Source organism: Brevundimonas sp. PAMC22021 (assembly GCF_019443405.1).
Lineage (GTDB): Bacteria > Pseudomonadota > Alphaproteobacteria > Caulobacterales > Caulobacteraceae > Brevundimonas.
Map to the genome: position 1 here is coordinate 2,413,504 of NZ_CP080376.1, position 15,006 is coordinate 2,428,509.

Genomic DNA, 15,006 nt, shown 5'->3' on the forward strand with positions numbered 1-15,006 from the left:
GCTCAGTCCAGCCGGGGCTTGCCGCGCCCGCTCTTGATGCTGGACCGACTGGCCTTGGCCACCAGGCGCCGTTCCTTCGAGGCACGCGTCGGCCGCGTCGGCACGCGATAGGTCGGCGCCACGGCGGCCTTGTCGACCATGGCCTGCAATCGCTCAATGGCGTCGGCGCGATTGCGCTCCTGGCTGCGAAAGCGCGTGGCGGTGATGACGATGACCCCGTCCAGCGTCAGCCGACTGCCCGCCAGCTTCATCAGTCGCGCGCGCTGTCCCTCGCTCAGCGAAGGCGAGTTGCGGACGTCGAACCGCATCTGCACGGCGGTCGAGACCTTGTTGACGTTCTGACCGCCCGGTCCGCCGGCGCGAAAGAAGCGAAACTCCAGCTCCTCCTCCGGGATCGTCGTCATGATCCGGCGCGCCTCGCCCGCACCACCGCCTGATCCAGCGCCTGCAAGAAGCGCGAGCGATCGGCGGCGGAAAACGGCGGCGGGCCGGAGGTGGCGACGCCCATCGAGCGCAGATGCTCGCCCACCATCCTTCCGGCCAGGGCCGAGCCGATGCTGTCAGGCGTGAACGGCTGCCCGTTGGCCTTGAGCGCCTGCGCGCCCGCCTTCAGGCACCGGTCGGCCAGCGGAATATCGGCGGTGATCACCACATCGCCCGGGACGGCGCGCTCGGCGATCCAGTCGTCGGCCACGTCGGGACCGGCGTCCACCACCACCTGCTCGATCAGGGGCTCGCCGCGTGGGACCTGCATCCAGGCGTTGGAAACCACAAAGACCTTGAGGCCGTAGCGTCGCGCGACGCGATACACCTCCTCCTTCACCGGGCAGGCGTCGGCGTCGATGAAGAGGGTGGTCATGCCCGGAGGCTTAGCGCGTGCAAAGTCCGACGTCATCTCTCCTCCCCATCAAGGATGGGGAGGTGGCGCGAGGCGCAAGCGTCGTGACGGAGGGGTCTGCATCCGCCGCGGAGATCCCCTCCGTCCCGTCGGCTGTCGCCGCCGATCCACCTCCCCATCCGCTTCGCGGACAGGGAGGAGAGTGTTCATCAGTTGCGATAGGCCGGCGGCATCGGCGTCTGCTGCCGATAGCGGTCGCGCAGCAGGAGGTTGCGGGCTTCCAGCGGCTGCTCCACGCCATCCACGAATACCGCCGAGGGCTGGCTCAGCGGCTCCAGCGGATCGCCGGACCACACCACCACATCGCCGGCGGCGCCCGGCGCGATCTGACCGAACTGGCCCGCCATGCCGAAGATGCGCGCCGGATTGACCGTGATCGCCGCGATGGCCGAGGCATAGGGCAGCCCGTGCGACACGGCGTTGCCGGCGTTGTAGCGGGTCTCGCGCGCGCGGTGGGTCGAGCCCTCGTTGCCCTTGATGGCGATCACCACCCCGGCCGCATCCAGCGCCGCCGCATTCTCCATGCGCGCGGCGCGGACCTCGAAGTTGGCCGGCAGGTTGGACACGGGATTGAGCAGCACCGGCACGTTCGCCGCCGCGATGTCGGAAGCGACCAGCCAGCCTTCCTCCGCGCCGTCCAGGATCAGCTTGACCCCTTCCTCGCGCGCCAGCCGCAGGACCTGCTGGATGTCGGAGGCGCGGTGCACGGTGACGATCAGCGGCATGTCGCCGTTGGCCACGGGGATCAGCGCCTCCAGATCGGCGCGCGATAGCATCAGGTCGCGCAGGCCCGCCCGCTCATACGCCGACTTGTTGCGGGCGTAGAGCCGCACCTCCGCCAGGGTTTCCTTAAACAGGGTGTATTCGGCGCCGCGTGCGCCGCCGGCCACGCCGGCCCCGGCCTCGCCGAACGGCGCTGTCATGGCGACCCGCGACTTGACCAGGATGTCGGTTCCGCGCCCCAGGTGGATCACCGCCGCCTGGCCCCCGAACAGGCCGGGCGTATGATAGCCGCCTTCGCCCGCCCCCGCCGTGTCATGCTCGTGCACATGGCCGCCGGACGATCCGGAATGTTGGGGCACCACCACCGCACGCGTGACGCCGCCCAGCCGCGCGACCGGCAGGGTGAAGGACCAGGGATCCAATCCATAGGAGACGTCAAAGGCGGCGCTGAGGGTATTCGACCGGTTGGCCAGGTCGTTGGTCCCGCCGATCGAGCCGACTTCCGATCCCGCGAGGCCGGAATCCACCGCGACGAAGCCCGGCGCGACAACCTTGCCGGCCGCGTCGATCACGCGGGCGCCGGCAGGCGCGCCGCCCTGGCCCACCGAGACCACCCGGCCGTTGGAGATCACCACCGTGCCGTTCTCGACCACCGAGGTTCCGGTCAGCACTCGACCGCCGACAATGGCGACCGTCTCCTGCGCCAGCGCCGGAAGGGCGAGCGCCAGCGAAGCGACTGCGCCCATGACGATTTGCGAAATGCGCATCAGCGGGCTCCTTCGCGGACGTTGGCGGCCGATTGGCCATAGCCGGGCTGGCCCAGCTCGAAGTCGCTGGTCGGCTGATAGGCCGGGTTGCTCCGGTCGAAAGCCAGGCCGCCATCGACGAACACCTGGTCGGCGCGGGCATAGACCGAGAAGGGATCGGCGCTCCAGATCACCACATCGGCGCGTTTTCCGGGCTCCAGCGAGCCGGTCTCCTTGTCGATGCCGATAGCCTTGGCGGCGTTCAGGGTGAACCAGCGCACGGCGTGCTCTTCGGAGATGTTCAGTCCCGCGCGACGGCCGGCCGACAGGGCGGCGGCCGCCTCCTGGTTCAGACGCTGGGTCAGTTCGGCGTCGTCGGAGTGGATCACCGCGCAGCCGCCCTCGGCCGCATCCACCAAGGCGGCGTTCTCCTCGATGCCGTCGAGCGCCTCCATCTTGAAGCCCCACCAGCCCGTCCAGATGGCCGCGCAGATGCCGGCCTGCGCCAGCTGCGGCGCCAGCTTGTAGGCCTCGGTCGCGTGATGAAAGGTGGTGATGCGGTAGTCGAACTCCTTGGCCAGATCCATCATCAGCGCCATCTCGTCGGCGCGGTAGCAGTGGTTCTGGATCAGGATCGAGCCGTCGAGCACGCCCGTCAGCGTCTCGTTCTGAAGGTTGCGGGTCGGCGGCGAACCGTCGCCGTCCTCGCGCCACTTGTCCCACTTGGCCTTGTAGTCGCGCGCGGCGATGAAGGCGGCGCGATAACCGGCCATGTTGCCCATGCCGGTCGCCGGGCTCTGGTTGCGGCCGCCATAGACGCGCGACGGGTTCTCGCCGCAGGCCATCTTCACCGTATAGGGCGCGCCGGGGAACTTCATGCCCTGCATGGTGATGGACGGCACGTTGCGGATGGTCACGCCGCGTCCGCCGAACAGGTTCGCCGAGCCGGGCAGGATGTGCATGGTCGTGACGCCGCCCGCCCGGGCGGTGTTGAAGCCCGGATCCTGCGGCCACAGCGAATGCTCGGCCCAGACCTGCGCCGTGTTCGGGCTGGTGGCCTCGTTGCCGTCGCTCATCCCCTGCACGCCGGGCGAGGGATAGACGCCAAGGTGGCTGTGCACGTCGATGACGCCGGGGGTGACATAGCGGCCGCGCGCATCCACCACCCGGTGACCGGCCGGCGTCGGCGTCGAGGCGTCGCCCACCGCCGCCACCCGGCCGTCGGTCACGATCACCACGCCGTTGTCGATCCTGGCGCCCGTGCCGGTCAGCACGGTTGCGCCGACGATGGCCATGTTCTCGCGCGGCAGCGGCCGGTAGGTCGAGGGATAGGGATCGGGATTGGCCGAGGCGTCCAAGCCGGGGGCCAGGGCCTCGCGCTCCGTCTCAGGCTCCGTCTCGCTTCCGCCGCCGGTCGTGGCGCAGGCCGATGCGCCCAACACGGCGCAGGCCAGGGCCGCAAGGCTCGCGCCCCGCAGAACATGTCCGATCATCAAAGCCCCTCGATCTCCGCCAGCCCGGCGGCTCACTGAATAGTGGGGAGCATAGAAGCGGCAACGGCCGAAGCCGTCAAAGCGTTTCGGATCTTTCCTCTCCATCGGAGATGGGGAGGTGGATCGACGGCGACAGCCGGCGAGACGGAGGGGTTTTGCGCCATGACCTCAACCCCTCCGTCACGAGGCGATTCGCCTCGCGACACCTCCCCATCGGAGATGGGGAGGAGAGCGGTTCAGCCGATCAGTCCAGCGCCGTCAGCAGCTCAGGCACGGCGGTCTTGTAGTCGGCGACCCAGCCGTAGTCGGCGATCTGGAAGATCGGCGCATCGGCGTCCTTGTTGATGGCGACGATGGTCTTGGAGTCCTTCATCCCCGCCAGGTGCTGGATGGCGCCGGAGATGCCGACGGCGATGTAGAGCGCCGGGGCCACCACCTTGCCGGTCTGGCCGACCTGATAATCGTTGGGCGCATAGCCCGCATCGACGGCTGCGCGGCTGGCGCCCACAGCGGCGCCCAGCTTGTCCGCCAGGGGCTCGATCACGGCGTGGAACTCTTCGGCCGAGCCGAGCGCGCGACCTCCCGAGACGATGATCTTGGCCGCGCCCAGTTCGGGGCGGTCCGACTGGACCTTTTCCTCGCCGACGAACGTCGTCTTGGGCGCATCGGCGCCCGTCACGCTCTCGACCGAGGCCGAGCCGCCTTCTTCCGCCGCCTTGAAGGCGGTGGGCCGCACGGTGATCACCTTCTTGGCGTCCGAGGTCTGGATCGTCTCCAGCGCATTGCCGGCGTAGATCGGGCGCACAAAGGTGTCGGGCGAGACCACCTCGACGATGTCGGAAATCGGCGCAACGTCCAGCTTGGCCGCGATGCGCGGAGCGAAGTTCTTGCCGTCATTGGTGGAGGGCGACAGGATCGCATCGTAGCCGTCGGCCAGCGGCAGCACCGTGGCCTCGACGGCCTCCGCCAGCGTCTGGCCCAGACCGGCGCTTTCCGCCAGCAGCACCTTGCGCACGCCCGAAATCTTGGCTGCGGCGTCGGCGACGGTCTGCGCGCCCTGGCCCACCACCAGGACGTCGACGTCGCCGCCCAGGCTCAAAGCGGCCGTCACGGTCTTGTGCGTAGTGTCGCGAACGGCCGAGCCGTCGTGATCGGCGATAACAAGAACGGCCATCTTACAGCACTCCCGCTTCGTTCTTGAGCTTCATGACAAGGTCGGCGGCGTCGGTGACCTTGACGCCCGCCGAACGCTTGGCCGGCTCTGTGACCTTGAGGACCGAAAGACGCGGCGCGAGATCGACGCCATAGTCAGCGGCGGCCTTGGTCGCGATCTCCTTCTTCTTGGCCTTCATGATGTTGGGCAGGGACGCATAGCGCGGCGTGTTGAGCCGCAGGTCCACCGTCACCACCGCCGGCAGGGCCGCGGCGATGGTCTGCAGGCCGCCATCGACTTCCCGCGTCACCGTGGCCTTGCCGTCGGCGATCTCGATCTTCGAGGCGAAGGTCGCCTGCGGCCAATCCAGCAGGGCGGCCAGCATCTGACCGACCGCATTGTTGTCGCCGTCGATGGACTGCTTGCCCATCAGCACCAGGTCGGGCTTCTCCTCATCGACCACGGCCTTCAGCAGCTTGGCCACTGCCAACGGCTCCAGGTCGGAGTCCGCGTTGATCAGTATGCCCCGGTCCGCGCCCATGGCCAGCGCCGTGCGGATCGTCTCCTGCGCCTGGGTCACGCCGATGGAGACCACCACGATCTCAGACGCCGTGCCGGCGGCGTGATGCTCCTTGCCTTCCTTCAGGCGCACGGCCTCTTCGACGGCGATCTCGTCAAAGGGGTTCATGCTCATCTTGACGTTGGCCAGATCGACGCCCGTCTGGTCCGCCTTCACGCGCGCCTTGACGTTGTAGTCGATCACCCGCTTGACCGGGACGAGTACCTTCATGGGTTTATCCGTGAAATCGCCTGAATATCGTGGCAGGGACATGGAGCGGCCCGCCGGGCCTGTCAACGTAACGCCGCGTCAAGCTCAGAGGCTCCTCTGCGGCTTCAGATCGGCGATGTGGATCGGAAAATGAAGCGCTTCCTGACCTTTCCTCGCCTCAGCCTGCTGTTCCTGGCCCTGTTCGGCCTGTCGGTCGCGGGCGTGTTCGTGCTGCAGACCTATTGGCTCGATCCCGGCAAGCGCTGCGAGGCGGCCGGCAGCTGGTACGACGTTGAAAGCCGCACCTGCGCCAAGCCGATCTACATCCCCGACATCACCGGCCGTCCCGCCGGCGTCAGCCGCGCCGAAGCTTCCAACGCCAAGAACCGGGAGCTGATCGAACTGGAGGACGAGGTCGCCCGCCAGCAGCGCGCCCTGCGTGAACAGGTCGCCCGCGAGAAGGCGCAGATCCAGAACCGTCAGGCGCAGTAGCGCCTATCGCGTCGCACCCGGCTTCCACAGCACGTCGCCGGCGCCATTGGCGTTGGCGCGCCGGGCGGCCACGAACAGATGGTCAGAGAGCCGGTTCAGATAGCGTACCGCCTCCGGATTGACCGCCTCGCCCGCTTCCATCAGGCGCACGGCGTCGCGCTCGGCCCGACGGCAGACGGTGCGCGCCAGGTGAAGATGCGCCGACAAGGGTGCGCCGCCGGGCAGGATAAAGCTGTCCAGAGCCTTCAGGCTCTCGTTCATCCAGTCAATTTCGCCTTCGAGCCGGTCGATCTGCGACGGGACGATCCGCAGCGCCTCCCATTTCGGCGGCGGGTCCAGCGGCGTGGCGAGGTCGGCGCCGAGATCGAACAGCTCGTTCTGAATGCGGCCCAGCATGGCGTCGATGCGATCGTTCTGGCCGCTGTGCAGACGCGCCACGCCGAGCACCGCGTTCAGTTCGTCCACTGTCCCGTAGGCCTCGACCCGGGCATCGCTCTTGGACACGGGAGCGCCTGACGCCAGCCGCGTCTCTCCGTCATCGCCGGTGCGGGTGTAGATGCGGTTCAGCACGACCATCGGATCAGCTCCCGCTTGTCGCCTTCCAAAGAAGGCCGCCCATCAGCAACACCACCGCCACGGCCTGGAGCATGACCCGCAGCCGCATCAGCCGGTTCGAGTTCGACCGGGCGTAGTCGCCGCCGCGATACAGCGAATACAGGCCAAACCCCAGGGTGACCGCCACCGCCGCGACCGCGATCAGGATGATGATGTCGAACGGCTCCATGCCGCAAGCTGTAGGCCCAGGATGCGCCGCACGCCAGCACCTCGGTCACAGAACGGCGCTCGACTAAGTCCTTGGTCACCTTTGCCGTTCATCATGCGGGTTCTCCCCGCCTTCAGGACCGCCATGACCGACCGCGCCGTTCGCAATCTTGATCACCTGCGACGATCGGCGTCGACGGCCCGTGTGCTCAACCTGCTGCGCGTCTGGGAACGGCATGGCGACAGCCGCGACGATGGCGGCGCCCGCACGGCGGAATGGGCGGAACGGCCGATGTTTCGCTCACAGGCGTTAAATCGCTCGCTGATCATCAAGCACCGGCTCCGACGCAACGAGTTCGACCTGTTCACCGGCCGCCGCCAGGTGGCGACAAAGGTGGTGGTGCCGATCGACGAGGCCGACCTGAAGACCGGCGGCCGCTATGTCTTCGTCAACCAGATCGGGTTCGAACGCTCGATCACCGAGGCGTTCGGCCTTCAGCCGGATCATCCGGACATTGAGACCCTGCGCCTGATCGACAAGCTGCCGTCGCTGGACCCGTTTCTGCTGCGCGAGCAGTTACGGCGCTCCGGCCAGGATCCCGCCGACTGCTACTTTTCCATATCGGACGGCGATCTGCTGCAGATGACCGAGTTCGTCCGCCGCCAGATCGAACCGCTGGTGACGCTGAGCCTGGACGATGACACCGTCGCGGTGGCCTCGGAATCGGCTGCACGCATGACGGCGAAGATCCTGTCGAACGCGCCCGGCAATCAGCTGGACGCGCTTCGCGAAACCCTGCGTCTGGCGCCCGAACAGTACGAAGAGGGCGTCTTCTGCTGGAAGGGCTTCCTCTATTACAAATGGAGCCTGTCGCGCGTCATGGGGGACGTGGCGACGGTGGCCGAGGCCGTGCGAACCGTTCAGCCCGCCGGCAAGCTGGACCAGCCTTCGCGCGAGTACCTGACGCGCAGCCGCGAGGTGCTGCGTGCGCGCATCATCCGGACCTGCGACGAAGTGGCCAGGACGCTGAGGATCTATGACGACGCCTATGAGAACCTGACGGTGCATGGCCGCCCGACCGCCTTCAGGGACTTCCTGCTGGACGCCCCCGCTATGTTCAGTCGACTGGGCGACCAGCTGGGCGCGATCCAGCACATCGTGTCCTACTGGCATTTCCGCTTTGCCCCTGGCGCGGCCCAGGTGCAGGTGGAAGAACTGATCGACATCTTCATGGATTTCGAGACCAGCCTGCTCGGCCGCGACGAGTTCGCCGAAACCTCGAGCTTTCTCGCCGCCTGATCCCGAAACGAAAAAGGCCGGCGTTTCCGCCGGCCTTTCGTCCACCTGATGAAGCGTGGATCAGTAGCGGTAGTGCTCGGGCTTGAACGGCCCTTCGACCGGCACCGAGATATAGGACGCCTGGTCCGGCTTCAGCTGCGTCAGCTTGGCGCCCAGCTTGGCCAGGTGCAGGAAGGCGACCTTCTCGTCCAGGTGCTTGGGCAGGGTGTAGACCTGCTTTTCGTACTTGGCGGCGTTGGTCCACAACTCGATCTGGGCCAGCGTCTGGTTGGTGAAGGACGCCGACATCACGAACGACGGGTGGCCCGTGGCGTTGCCCAGGTTCACCAGGCGGCCTTCCGACAGCAGGATGATCTTGTTGCCGTCCGGGAACTCGATGTGGTGGACCTGGGGCTTGATCTCGTCCCACTTGAAGTTTTTCAGGCCGGCGACCTGAATCTCGGAATCGAAGTGGCCGATGTTGCAGACGATGGCGTTGTTCCGCATCTTCCGCATGTGATCGACGGTGATCACATCCTTGTTGCCGGTGGCGGTGACGAAGATGTCCGCCTTGTCGCAGACGTCGTCCAGGGTCTGGACGTCATAGCCTTCCATCGCCGCCTGCAGCGCGCAGATGGGGTCGATTTCGGTAACGATCACGCGGGCGCCGCCCTGACGCAGCGAAGCGGCCGAACCCTTGCCCACGTCGCCATAGCCGCAGACCACTGCCACCTTGCCCGACAGCATCACGTCGGTGCCGCGACGGATCGCGTCGACCAGCGATTCACGGCAGCCGTACAGGTTGTCGAACTTGGACTTGGTGACGCTGTCGTTGACGTTGATGGCGGGGAACGGCAGTTCGCCGCGTTCGGCCATCTGGTACAGGCGGTGCACGCCGGTGGTGGTTTCTTCCGACACGCCGCCGATGGCGTCGCGGATGGCCGAATAGAAGCCGGGCTTTTCCTTCAGGTAGCGCTTCATCACCGCGAACAGCGCTTCCTCTTCCTCGTTCTGCGGATTGTCGAGAACCGAGGCGTCGGCTTCGGCCTTGGGCCCCAGCACGCACAGCAGGGTGGCGTCCCCGCCGTCGTCCAGGATCAGGTTCGGATAGCCGCCGTCCGCCCATTCGAAGATCTTGTGCGCGTAGTCCCAGTACTCCTCCAGCGTCTCGCCCTTGACGGCGAACACCGGGGTGCCGGAGGCCGCGATGGCGGCGGCGGCGTGGTCCTGGGTCGAGAAGATGTTGCACGACGCCCAGCGCACCTCGGCGCCCAGCGCCTCCAGCGTCTGGATCAGCACCGCCGTCTGGATGGTCATGTGCAGCGAGCCGGCGATCCGCGCGCCCTTCAGCGGCTGGTCGCCTCCGAACTCGGTGCGCAGCGCCATCAGGCCGGGCATCTCGGTCTCGGCGATGGCGATCTCCTTCTTGCCCCAATCGGCCAGGGAGATGTCGCGGATGATGTAGTCGGCCAAGGCAGGCTCCTGCACAGGAAAGGTTTGGCGCTCTATAGCGGTCGCGGCGCTCGCCAGCAACGCAACATATAAGGACATCCTTATACGACCCACGTATGTGCAGGCCGGCGCTTGGCGTCAGGCGGTTCTTAACCGGCGTGCGCTAGGGACTTGCGCATGGATCGCCGCGCTCTTCTTGGTCTCGCCGCCGTCGCCGCCGCCTCGGCTTCTCCCGTTCACGCATCTTCAGGCAAAAGCGGAGGCGGCGCGCCCGCCGACAGCTACATCCGCCTGCCCATCGTGACCGCCAGCGTCATGCGCGCGAACGGCCAGCGCGGCGTCTTCTCGGTCGAAGCCGGCGTGGACGTGCAGGACCCCGCCCTGCGCCTGCGCGCCAGCCAGTCGGCGCCGCGCCTGCGCGCCGCCTTCAACACGGCGGTTCAGCGCTTCGCCCTGGGTCTTCGCCCCGGCCAGGCGCCGAACGTGGACCAGCTGTCGCGCGACCTCCAGGCGGCGGCCAACACGGTCATGGGCCGCCCCGGCGCCACCGTGCTGCTCGGCACGGTGATGGCGGTCTAGAGAAAGGAATAGGGGTCCACGTCCACCGTCAGGCGGACCGATCCCGGAACCTTCACCCGCGCGAGCCAGGCGCGCAGGAAACCCTGCAGATCGACGTCGCGGTCGGCGCGCACCAGCAGCCGCTTGCGACGACGCCCTCGAACCAGGGCCAGAGGAGCATCCGCCGGACCATAGACCTCCAGCCGCTCGGCGTTGGGGATGGCCTGCGCCAGTTCGGCGGCCGTCTTCTCGACCGCCGCGGCGTTTTCGCTCGACAGGATCAGCGCCGCCAGACGGCCGTAAGGCGGCAGCGACCCTGCCTCGCGCTCGGCCATCTCGGCCTCCACGAAAGCGTCGCGATCGCCCGCCGCCAGCGCCTGCAGCACCGGATGCTCGGGCGTCCAGGTCTGGAGGATGGCGCGGCCCGGCCGATCCGCCCGCCCGGCGCGACCCGTCGCCTGGGCCAGCAGCTGATAGGTGCGTTCGGCGGCGCGCAGGTCGCCGCCGCGCAGGCCCAGGTCCGCATCCACCACTCCGACCAGCGTCAGGCGCGGGAAGTTGTGTCCCTTGGCCGCCGCCTGGGTCGCCACCAGGATGTCGATCTCGCCATCCGTCATCCGCTGGATCAGGGCGCGGGCGGAGCGAGCGTCCGGGGCGGTGTCCGAACTGAACACCGCGGTGCGCGCCTGCGGAAACAGCTGGCGCACCTCCTCCTCGACCCGCTCCACGCCAGGTCCCACCGGCACCAGCGTGTCCTCGGCCCCGCACGAGGGACAGTGCCGGGGCTTGGCCATGGAGAAACCGGTCAGGTGGCACACCAGCCGGCCGGTGTAGCGATGCTCGACCAGCCAGCTGTCGGTGTCCGGAGCCGTCATTCGATGCCCGCAGGCGCGACACAGCACCACCGGCGCATAACCCCGGCGATTCAGGAACAGAAGGGTCTGCTCGCCTCTCGCCAGCGTTTCGCCGATCGCCTCGCGCAGGGGCTGCGACAGCCAGGTCTGAGGATCGGGCGGGCTCTCGCGTAGGTCCAGCAGGGCGATGTCGGGAAGCACCGCCGCCCCGTGCCGCGCACCTAGTCGAAGCCAGCCGTATCGACCGGCGCGCGCATTCCACAGCGTCTCCAGCGAGGGCGTGGCCGAAGCCAGCACCACCGCCGCCCCTTCGATCCGCGCCCGCGCCACCGCGAGGTCGCGGCCGTGATAGACGAGCCCGTCCTCCTGTTTGAACGAGCTGTCGTGTTCTTCGTCCACGATCAGCAGGCGAAGGTTGCGGAATGGCAGGAACAGGGCCGAACGCGCGCCCACCACGATGCTGCAGCGGCCGGCGACCACCGCTTCCCATACCTGCCGACGACGCGGCGGCGCGACGCCGGAATGCCACTCTGCGGGCGCGGCACCGAATCGGGCGGTGATCCGCTCGATCAGCGCCTGGGTCAGGGCGATCTCGGGCAGCAGGATCAGCACCTGCGCATCCGGATCGTCGCGTAAAGTCTGCGCCACCGCCTCCAGATAGGCTTCGGTCTTGCCCGATCCCGTGACCCCGTCCAGCAGGAAGGGCCTGAACCCCCCGCCCTGAACGCCCTCGGCCATCGCCTGCGCCGCCGCCGCCTGATCCGGGTTCAGGATCGAGGGCGCATGATCCGGGTTGGCGGGGTCGAAGGCGGCCACGGCCTCGATCTCCACCGTCTCCAGAACGCCCTCGTCAAGCAGCCCCTTGACCACGCCAGCCGACACGCCTGAGGCCCGCGCGAGTTCCGCCGACGGCAGACTGCGCCCGCCCAGCGCCTCCAGCACCGCTGTCCGCGCTGGCGTCGGCCGGTTGGGCGTTCGTCCCTCGATGCGCCGCACGCGCCGCTCGGGTCGCGGGCGCGGCGCGCGCAGGCCCTTCAGCGCCGTCGCCGCCATTTCGCCCGGCGCCGAAAGGGTCCAGCGCCCGGCCCACTCAACGAACTCGACCGTGCCGGGAGGCAGGGACGGATCGTCCAGCCGCTGCTCCACCGCCTTCAGCCGCCGGTTCGAGCCGGTGGTCTCGAACACTTCGGCCACGATCCCGCGCACCAACCGGGGGCCGAGCGGCGCCGCCACATGGTCCCCGCGCGCCAGCGTCATTCCCTCTGGAACTTCGTAGTCAAAGGCTTCCGGCACCGGCAGCGGCACGAGAACGGAGGCGATCCTCACCCTTTTCCTCCCTGTCGCGCAGCGATGGGGAGGTGGATCGCCGGCGAGAGCCTGCGAGACGGAGGGGTTGTCAGACAGCGCGATAGTCCTCCGTCACGTCGGTTCGCGCCGCGCCACCTCCCCATCGAAGATAGGGAGGAGAAAGGGAGTCGCCTCTCGCCAAGGGCGGCGCTAAAACCCCGCCCCATGAAACTCTTTCTCGACACCGCCGACGTCGCCGTCATCAAGGACATGGTCCCCACGGGCCTGGTGGACGGCGTCACCACCAATCCGTCGCTGATCGCCAAGTCGGGCCGGAACATCGCCGAGGTCATTGCCGAGATTTGCGCCCTCGTCGAGGGGCCGATCTCGGCCGAGGCCGTGTCGCTGGATTGCGACACCATGATCCGCGAGGGCGAAAAGCTGGCGGCCATCGCCCCCAATGTCGTGGTCAAGCTGCCGCTGACCTGGGACGGCCTTCGCGCCTGCCGCCACTTCGCCGATCGCGGCATCAAGACCAACGTCACCCTGTGCTTCTCCTCGGCCCAGGCCCTCATGGCGGCCAAGGCCGGCGCGACATTCGTGTCGCCCTTCGTCGGGCGGCTGGAAGATGTGGGCGCCGACGGCATCGGCCTGCTTGAGGAAATCCGCGTCATGTATGATGTGCACGGCTTCGAGACCCAGATTCTGGCCGCCTCCTTGCGCAACGTGGCCCATGTTTCGGCGGCCGCAGTCGCCGGCGCCGACGCCGCCACCTTCCCGGCGGATACCTTCAAGGCCTTGGTCAAGCACCCGTTAACCGACAAGGGTCTTGATGCCTTTGTGTCGGACTGGGCCAAGACGGGGCAGTCCATCCTGTAGTTTCCCGCCTTTCCGGAGAGGTTCGTTGAGCGGCTCATTGGACCTTTTCGCGACGCCGGAAGCGGACGTGGATGATTCCCTGCACTGGCCGCGCGTACGCGGCTGGTTGCAGGCGCATCCGCAGACTCTGCTGGATGATCGCTCTCTGCTCGAAGAGGTGGGCCTGCGGCCCCACGGGCGCAATGTCGTCGACTTCGGCGTCGCCGCGCTGACCCGCATCGAGGCCGTGGCTGAACGCGAGGCCGATGCGCGCCGTCAGATCGAGGCCGTTGCGCGGGCGAACTTCGCCGCCCAGACCCAGACCCATGTGGCGACGCTGGACCTGCTGGAATCCCGCAGCCACTCCGACCTGGCGCGGCGGCTGGATGCGGCGGCGCAGGGCCGCTTCGGCCTGACGTCGGCGGCGGTCGCCCTGGAGAAGCCGGGCGGCGTGCCGTTCGGCTGGCGCGCGCTGGAGGCCGGCGGCGTCGATCGCTGGCTGGGCGAGCATGGCCTGACCTGGCTCGGCCCCGCCTTTCCGGAACTCGACCTGTTCGGCGCGGCCGCCGAGGGCGTGGCGTCCGTCGCCCTGGTGCGGATGAGCCTGAACCTCGATCCCGACGGTCCGGCGCGCTCGGCCCTGGTCGCCTTCGGCTCGCCGGAGCCGGAGGGCTTTACCCCCAACATGGGCTGCGAACTGGCCGCCTTTCTCGCCCGCGTGGTCGAGCGCATGGCCGAGCGCTGGCCAGTTCTGCAATGACGGCCGACGAGGCGCTGGCCGCCTGGCTGGCGCATCTCGCGCTCGAACGCCGGCTGTCGCCGCGCACTCTGGAAGCCTACGGCCACATCGGTCGGCTGTATCTCGCCTTTCTGCAGCGCCATCGCGGAGAGACGCTGTTTGCAGACGATCTCGGAACCGTCACGGCCGCCGAGGTCCGCGCCCACATGGCCGAGCGACGCTCCGGCGACGCGCCGCTGAACGCCCGCTCGCTGTCGCAGACCCTGTCGGCCATTCGCGGCCTGCACGCCTTTCTTGACCGGCGCATGGGCATAGCCACGCCGCAGATGGCGCTGGTCCGCGGCCCAAAGGTCAAGCCGTCCCTGCCCCGTCCTGTCACCGAGGATCAGGCGCGCGGCCTGCTGGCCGAGCCGGATCAGGATCCCGACGCCGAGCCGTGGGAGGCGGCGCGCGATGGTGCGGTGCTGACGCTGCTGTACGGCTGCGGCCTGCGCATCTCGGAGGCGCTGTCCCTGCGCCGCGCGGACGCGCCTCTAGCCGAGACGCTGCGGATCACCGGCAAGGGCGGCAAGACGCGGATCGCGCCTGTGCTGCCCGCGGTGCGCGAGGCCGTGGACGGCTATCTCGCGTTGCAGCCGTTCGTCCTTGATCCCGACGCGGCCCTGTTCCGCGCCCGACGCGGCGGCCCCTTGAGCCCGCGCCATGTCCAGGCGACGGTGCAGCGCCTGCGCGGTCGCCTCGGCCTGCCCGAGCGCACCACGCCGCACGCCCTGCGCCACAGCTTCGCCACTCATCTACTGGGCGCCGGGGCGGACCTTCGCGCGATCCAGGAGCTTCTGGGGCACGCCAGCCTGACGACGACCCAGAAATACACTGGCGTGGACGCGGCGCATCTGCTGAACGCCTATGCCTCGGCGCACCCGCGCGCCTGACGACGGGGACC

At 68.4% G+C, this 15,006-nt stretch carries 16 protein-coding genes; 6 read left to right on the top strand and 10 right to left on the bottom strand.

The genetic code is table 11. The features are described from left to right. Nucleotides 1-2: 2 nt before the first annotated feature. From arfB to KY493_RS11965, 6 genes are all read right to left on the bottom strand, one after another. Nucleotides 3-404 (bottom strand): alternative ribosome rescue aminoacyl-tRNA hydrolase ArfB, encoded by a 402-nt coding sequence (gene arfB, locus KY493_RS11940; RefSeq protein ID WP_219896551.1) that lies wholly within the window; start codon nucleotides 402-404, stop codon nucleotides 3-5. Beyond that, nucleotides 401-859, bottom strand: a complete 459-nt coding sequence (locus KY493_RS11945; RefSeq protein ID WP_219896552.1) for a YaiI/YqxD family protein — start codon at nucleotides 857-859, stop codon at nucleotides 401-403. Before KY493_RS11945 ends, arfB begins: the two co-directional genes overlap by 4 nt. 188 nt (nucleotides 860-1,047) lie before the next feature. After that, the gene (locus KY493_RS11950; RefSeq protein WP_219896553.1) at nucleotides 1,048-2,388 is read right to left on the bottom strand and encodes an amidohydrolase family protein; all 1,341 of its coding nucleotides are present in this window, start codon (nucleotides 2,386-2,388) and stop codon (nucleotides 1,048-1,050) included. Next, the gene (locus KY493_RS11955; RefSeq protein ID WP_219896554.1) at nucleotides 2,388-3,860 is read right to left on the bottom strand and encodes an amidohydrolase; all 1,473 of its coding nucleotides are present in this window, start codon (nucleotides 3,858-3,860) and stop codon (nucleotides 2,388-2,390) included. Before KY493_RS11955 ends, KY493_RS11950 begins: the two co-directional genes overlap by 1 nt. A 244-nt stretch (nucleotides 3,861-4,104) precedes the next feature. Further along, entirely contained in the window at nucleotides 4,105-5,034 is a 930-nt protein-coding gene (locus tag KY493_RS11960; protein WP_219896555.1) for an electron transfer flavoprotein subunit alpha/FixB family protein, read from the bottom strand. 1 nt (nucleotide 5,035) lies between these two features. After that, entirely contained in the window at nucleotides 5,036-5,803 is a 768-nt protein-coding gene (locus KY493_RS11965; protein ID WP_219896556.1) for an electron transfer flavoprotein subunit beta/FixA family protein, read from the bottom strand. Between the two features lie 129 nt (nucleotides 5,804-5,932). Between KY493_RS11965 and KY493_RS11970 the strand changes: the two genes are divergently transcribed. After that, nucleotides 5,933-6,274 (top strand): hypothetical protein, encoded by a 342-nt coding sequence (locus KY493_RS11970; protein WP_219896557.1) that lies wholly within the window; start codon nucleotides 5,933-5,935, stop codon nucleotides 6,272-6,274. A 3-nt stretch (nucleotides 6,275-6,277) separates the two neighbouring features. Here KY493_RS11970 and KY493_RS11975 read toward each other — a convergent pair whose 3' ends face one another. Continuing rightward, complete coding sequence (locus KY493_RS11975; protein ID WP_219896558.1) at nucleotides 6,278-6,850, bottom strand: cob(I)yrinic acid a,c-diamide adenosyltransferase; 573 nt, start codon at nucleotides 6,848-6,850, stop codon at nucleotides 6,278-6,280. 4 nt (nucleotides 6,851-6,854) lie between these two features. Beyond that, complete coding sequence (locus KY493_RS11980; RefSeq protein WP_219896559.1) at nucleotides 6,855-7,058, bottom strand: twin transmembrane helix small protein; 204 nt, start codon at nucleotides 7,056-7,058, stop codon at nucleotides 6,855-6,857. Between the two features lie 123 nt (nucleotides 7,059-7,181). Between KY493_RS11980 and KY493_RS11985 the strand changes: the two genes are divergently transcribed. Then, nucleotides 7,182-8,336: a hypothetical protein gene (locus KY493_RS11985; RefSeq protein WP_219896560.1), complete on the top strand. Its 1,155-nt coding sequence runs from the start codon at nucleotides 7,182-7,184 to the stop codon at nucleotides 8,334-8,336. 60 nt (nucleotides 8,337-8,396) lie between these two features. Here KY493_RS11985 and ahcY read toward each other — a convergent pair whose 3' ends face one another. Continuing rightward, nucleotides 8,397-9,788, bottom strand: coding sequence for an adenosylhomocysteinase (ahcY, locus tag KY493_RS11990; protein ID WP_219896561.1), 1,392 nt, complete (start codon nucleotides 9,786-9,788; stop codon nucleotides 8,397-8,399). A gap of 156 nt (nucleotides 9,789-9,944) precedes the next feature. Between ahcY and KY493_RS11995 the strand changes: the two genes are divergently transcribed. Next, nucleotides 9,945-10,346 carry a Tat pathway signal protein gene (locus tag KY493_RS11995; protein ID WP_219896562.1) on the top strand — a complete coding sequence of 134 codons (402 nt, stop codon included), beginning with the start codon at nucleotides 9,945-9,947 and terminating at the stop codon, nucleotides 10,344-10,346. On the opposite strand, the gene KY493_RS12000 is transcribed toward KY493_RS11995, so the two are convergent. Continuing rightward, nucleotides 10,343-12,505, bottom strand: coding sequence for a primosomal protein N' (locus KY493_RS12000; protein WP_219896563.1), 2,163 nt, complete (start codon nucleotides 12,503-12,505; stop codon nucleotides 10,343-10,345). The genes KY493_RS11995 and KY493_RS12000 overlap by 4 nt on opposite strands. Nucleotides 12,506-12,691: 186 nt before the next feature. Between KY493_RS12000 and fsa the strand changes: the two genes are divergently transcribed. From fsa to KY493_RS12015, 3 genes are read left to right on the top strand one after another with little or no spacing between them, the layout of a single operon-like run. Beyond that, nucleotides 12,692-13,345, top strand: a complete 654-nt coding sequence (fsa, locus tag KY493_RS12005; RefSeq protein WP_219896564.1) for a fructose-6-phosphate aldolase — start codon at nucleotides 12,692-12,694, stop codon at nucleotides 13,343-13,345. A 37-nt stretch (nucleotides 13,346-13,382) separates the two neighbouring features. Next, nucleotides 13,383-14,084: a DUF484 family protein gene (locus KY493_RS12010; protein ID WP_255568142.1), complete on the top strand. Its 702-nt coding sequence runs from the start codon at nucleotides 13,383-13,385 to the stop codon at nucleotides 14,082-14,084. Continuing rightward, entirely contained in the window at nucleotides 14,081-14,995 is a 915-nt protein-coding gene (locus KY493_RS12015; protein ID WP_219896565.1) for a tyrosine recombinase XerC, read from the top strand. Before KY493_RS12010 ends, KY493_RS12015 begins: the two co-directional genes overlap by 4 nt. Nucleotides 14,996-15,006 lie beyond the last annotated feature (11 nt).

Coding starts and splice junctions, on each gene's coding strand:
- arfB (WP_219896551.1), bottom strand. CDS start 404: ATGACGACGATCCCGGAGGAGGAGCTGGAGTTTCGCTTCTTTCGCGCC.
- KY493_RS11945 (WP_219896552.1), bottom strand. CDS start 859: ATGACCACCCTCTTCATCGACGCCGACGCCTGCCCGGTGAAGGAGGAG.
- KY493_RS11950 (WP_219896553.1), bottom strand. CDS start 2,388: ATGCGCATTTCGCAAATCGTCATGGGCGCAGTCGCTTCGCTGGCGCTC.
- KY493_RS11955 (WP_219896554.1), bottom strand. CDS start 3,860: ATGATCGGACATGTTCTGCGGGGCGCGAGCCTTGCGGCCCTGGCCTGC.
- KY493_RS11960 (WP_219896555.1), bottom strand. CDS start 5,034: ATGGCCGTTCTTGTTATCGCCGATCACGACGGCTCGGCCGTTCGCGAC.
- KY493_RS11965 (WP_219896556.1), bottom strand. CDS start 5,803: ATGAAGGTACTCGTCCCGGTCAAGCGGGTGATCGACTACAACGTCAAG.
- KY493_RS11970 (WP_219896557.1), top strand. CDS start 5,933: ATGAAGCGCTTCCTGACCTTTCCTCGCCTCAGCCTGCTGTTCCTGGCC.
- KY493_RS11975 (WP_219896558.1), bottom strand. CDS start 6,850: ATGGTCGTGCTGAACCGCATCTACACCCGCACCGGCGATGACGGAGAG.
- KY493_RS11980 (WP_219896559.1), bottom strand. CDS start 7,058: ATGGAGCCGTTCGACATCATCATCCTGATCGCGGTCGCGGCGGTGGCG.
- KY493_RS11985 (WP_219896560.1), top strand. CDS start 7,182: ATGACCGACCGCGCCGTTCGCAATCTTGATCACCTGCGACGATCGGCG.
- KY493_RS11995 (WP_219896562.1), top strand. CDS start 9,945: ATGGATCGCCGCGCTCTTCTTGGTCTCGCCGCCGTCGCCGCCGCCTCG.
- fsa (WP_219896564.1), top strand. CDS start 12,692: ATGAAACTCTTTCTCGACACCGCCGACGTCGCCGTCATCAAGGACATG.
- KY493_RS12015 (WP_219896565.1), top strand. CDS start 14,081: ATGACGGCCGACGAGGCGCTGGCCGCCTGGCTGGCGCATCTCGCGCTC.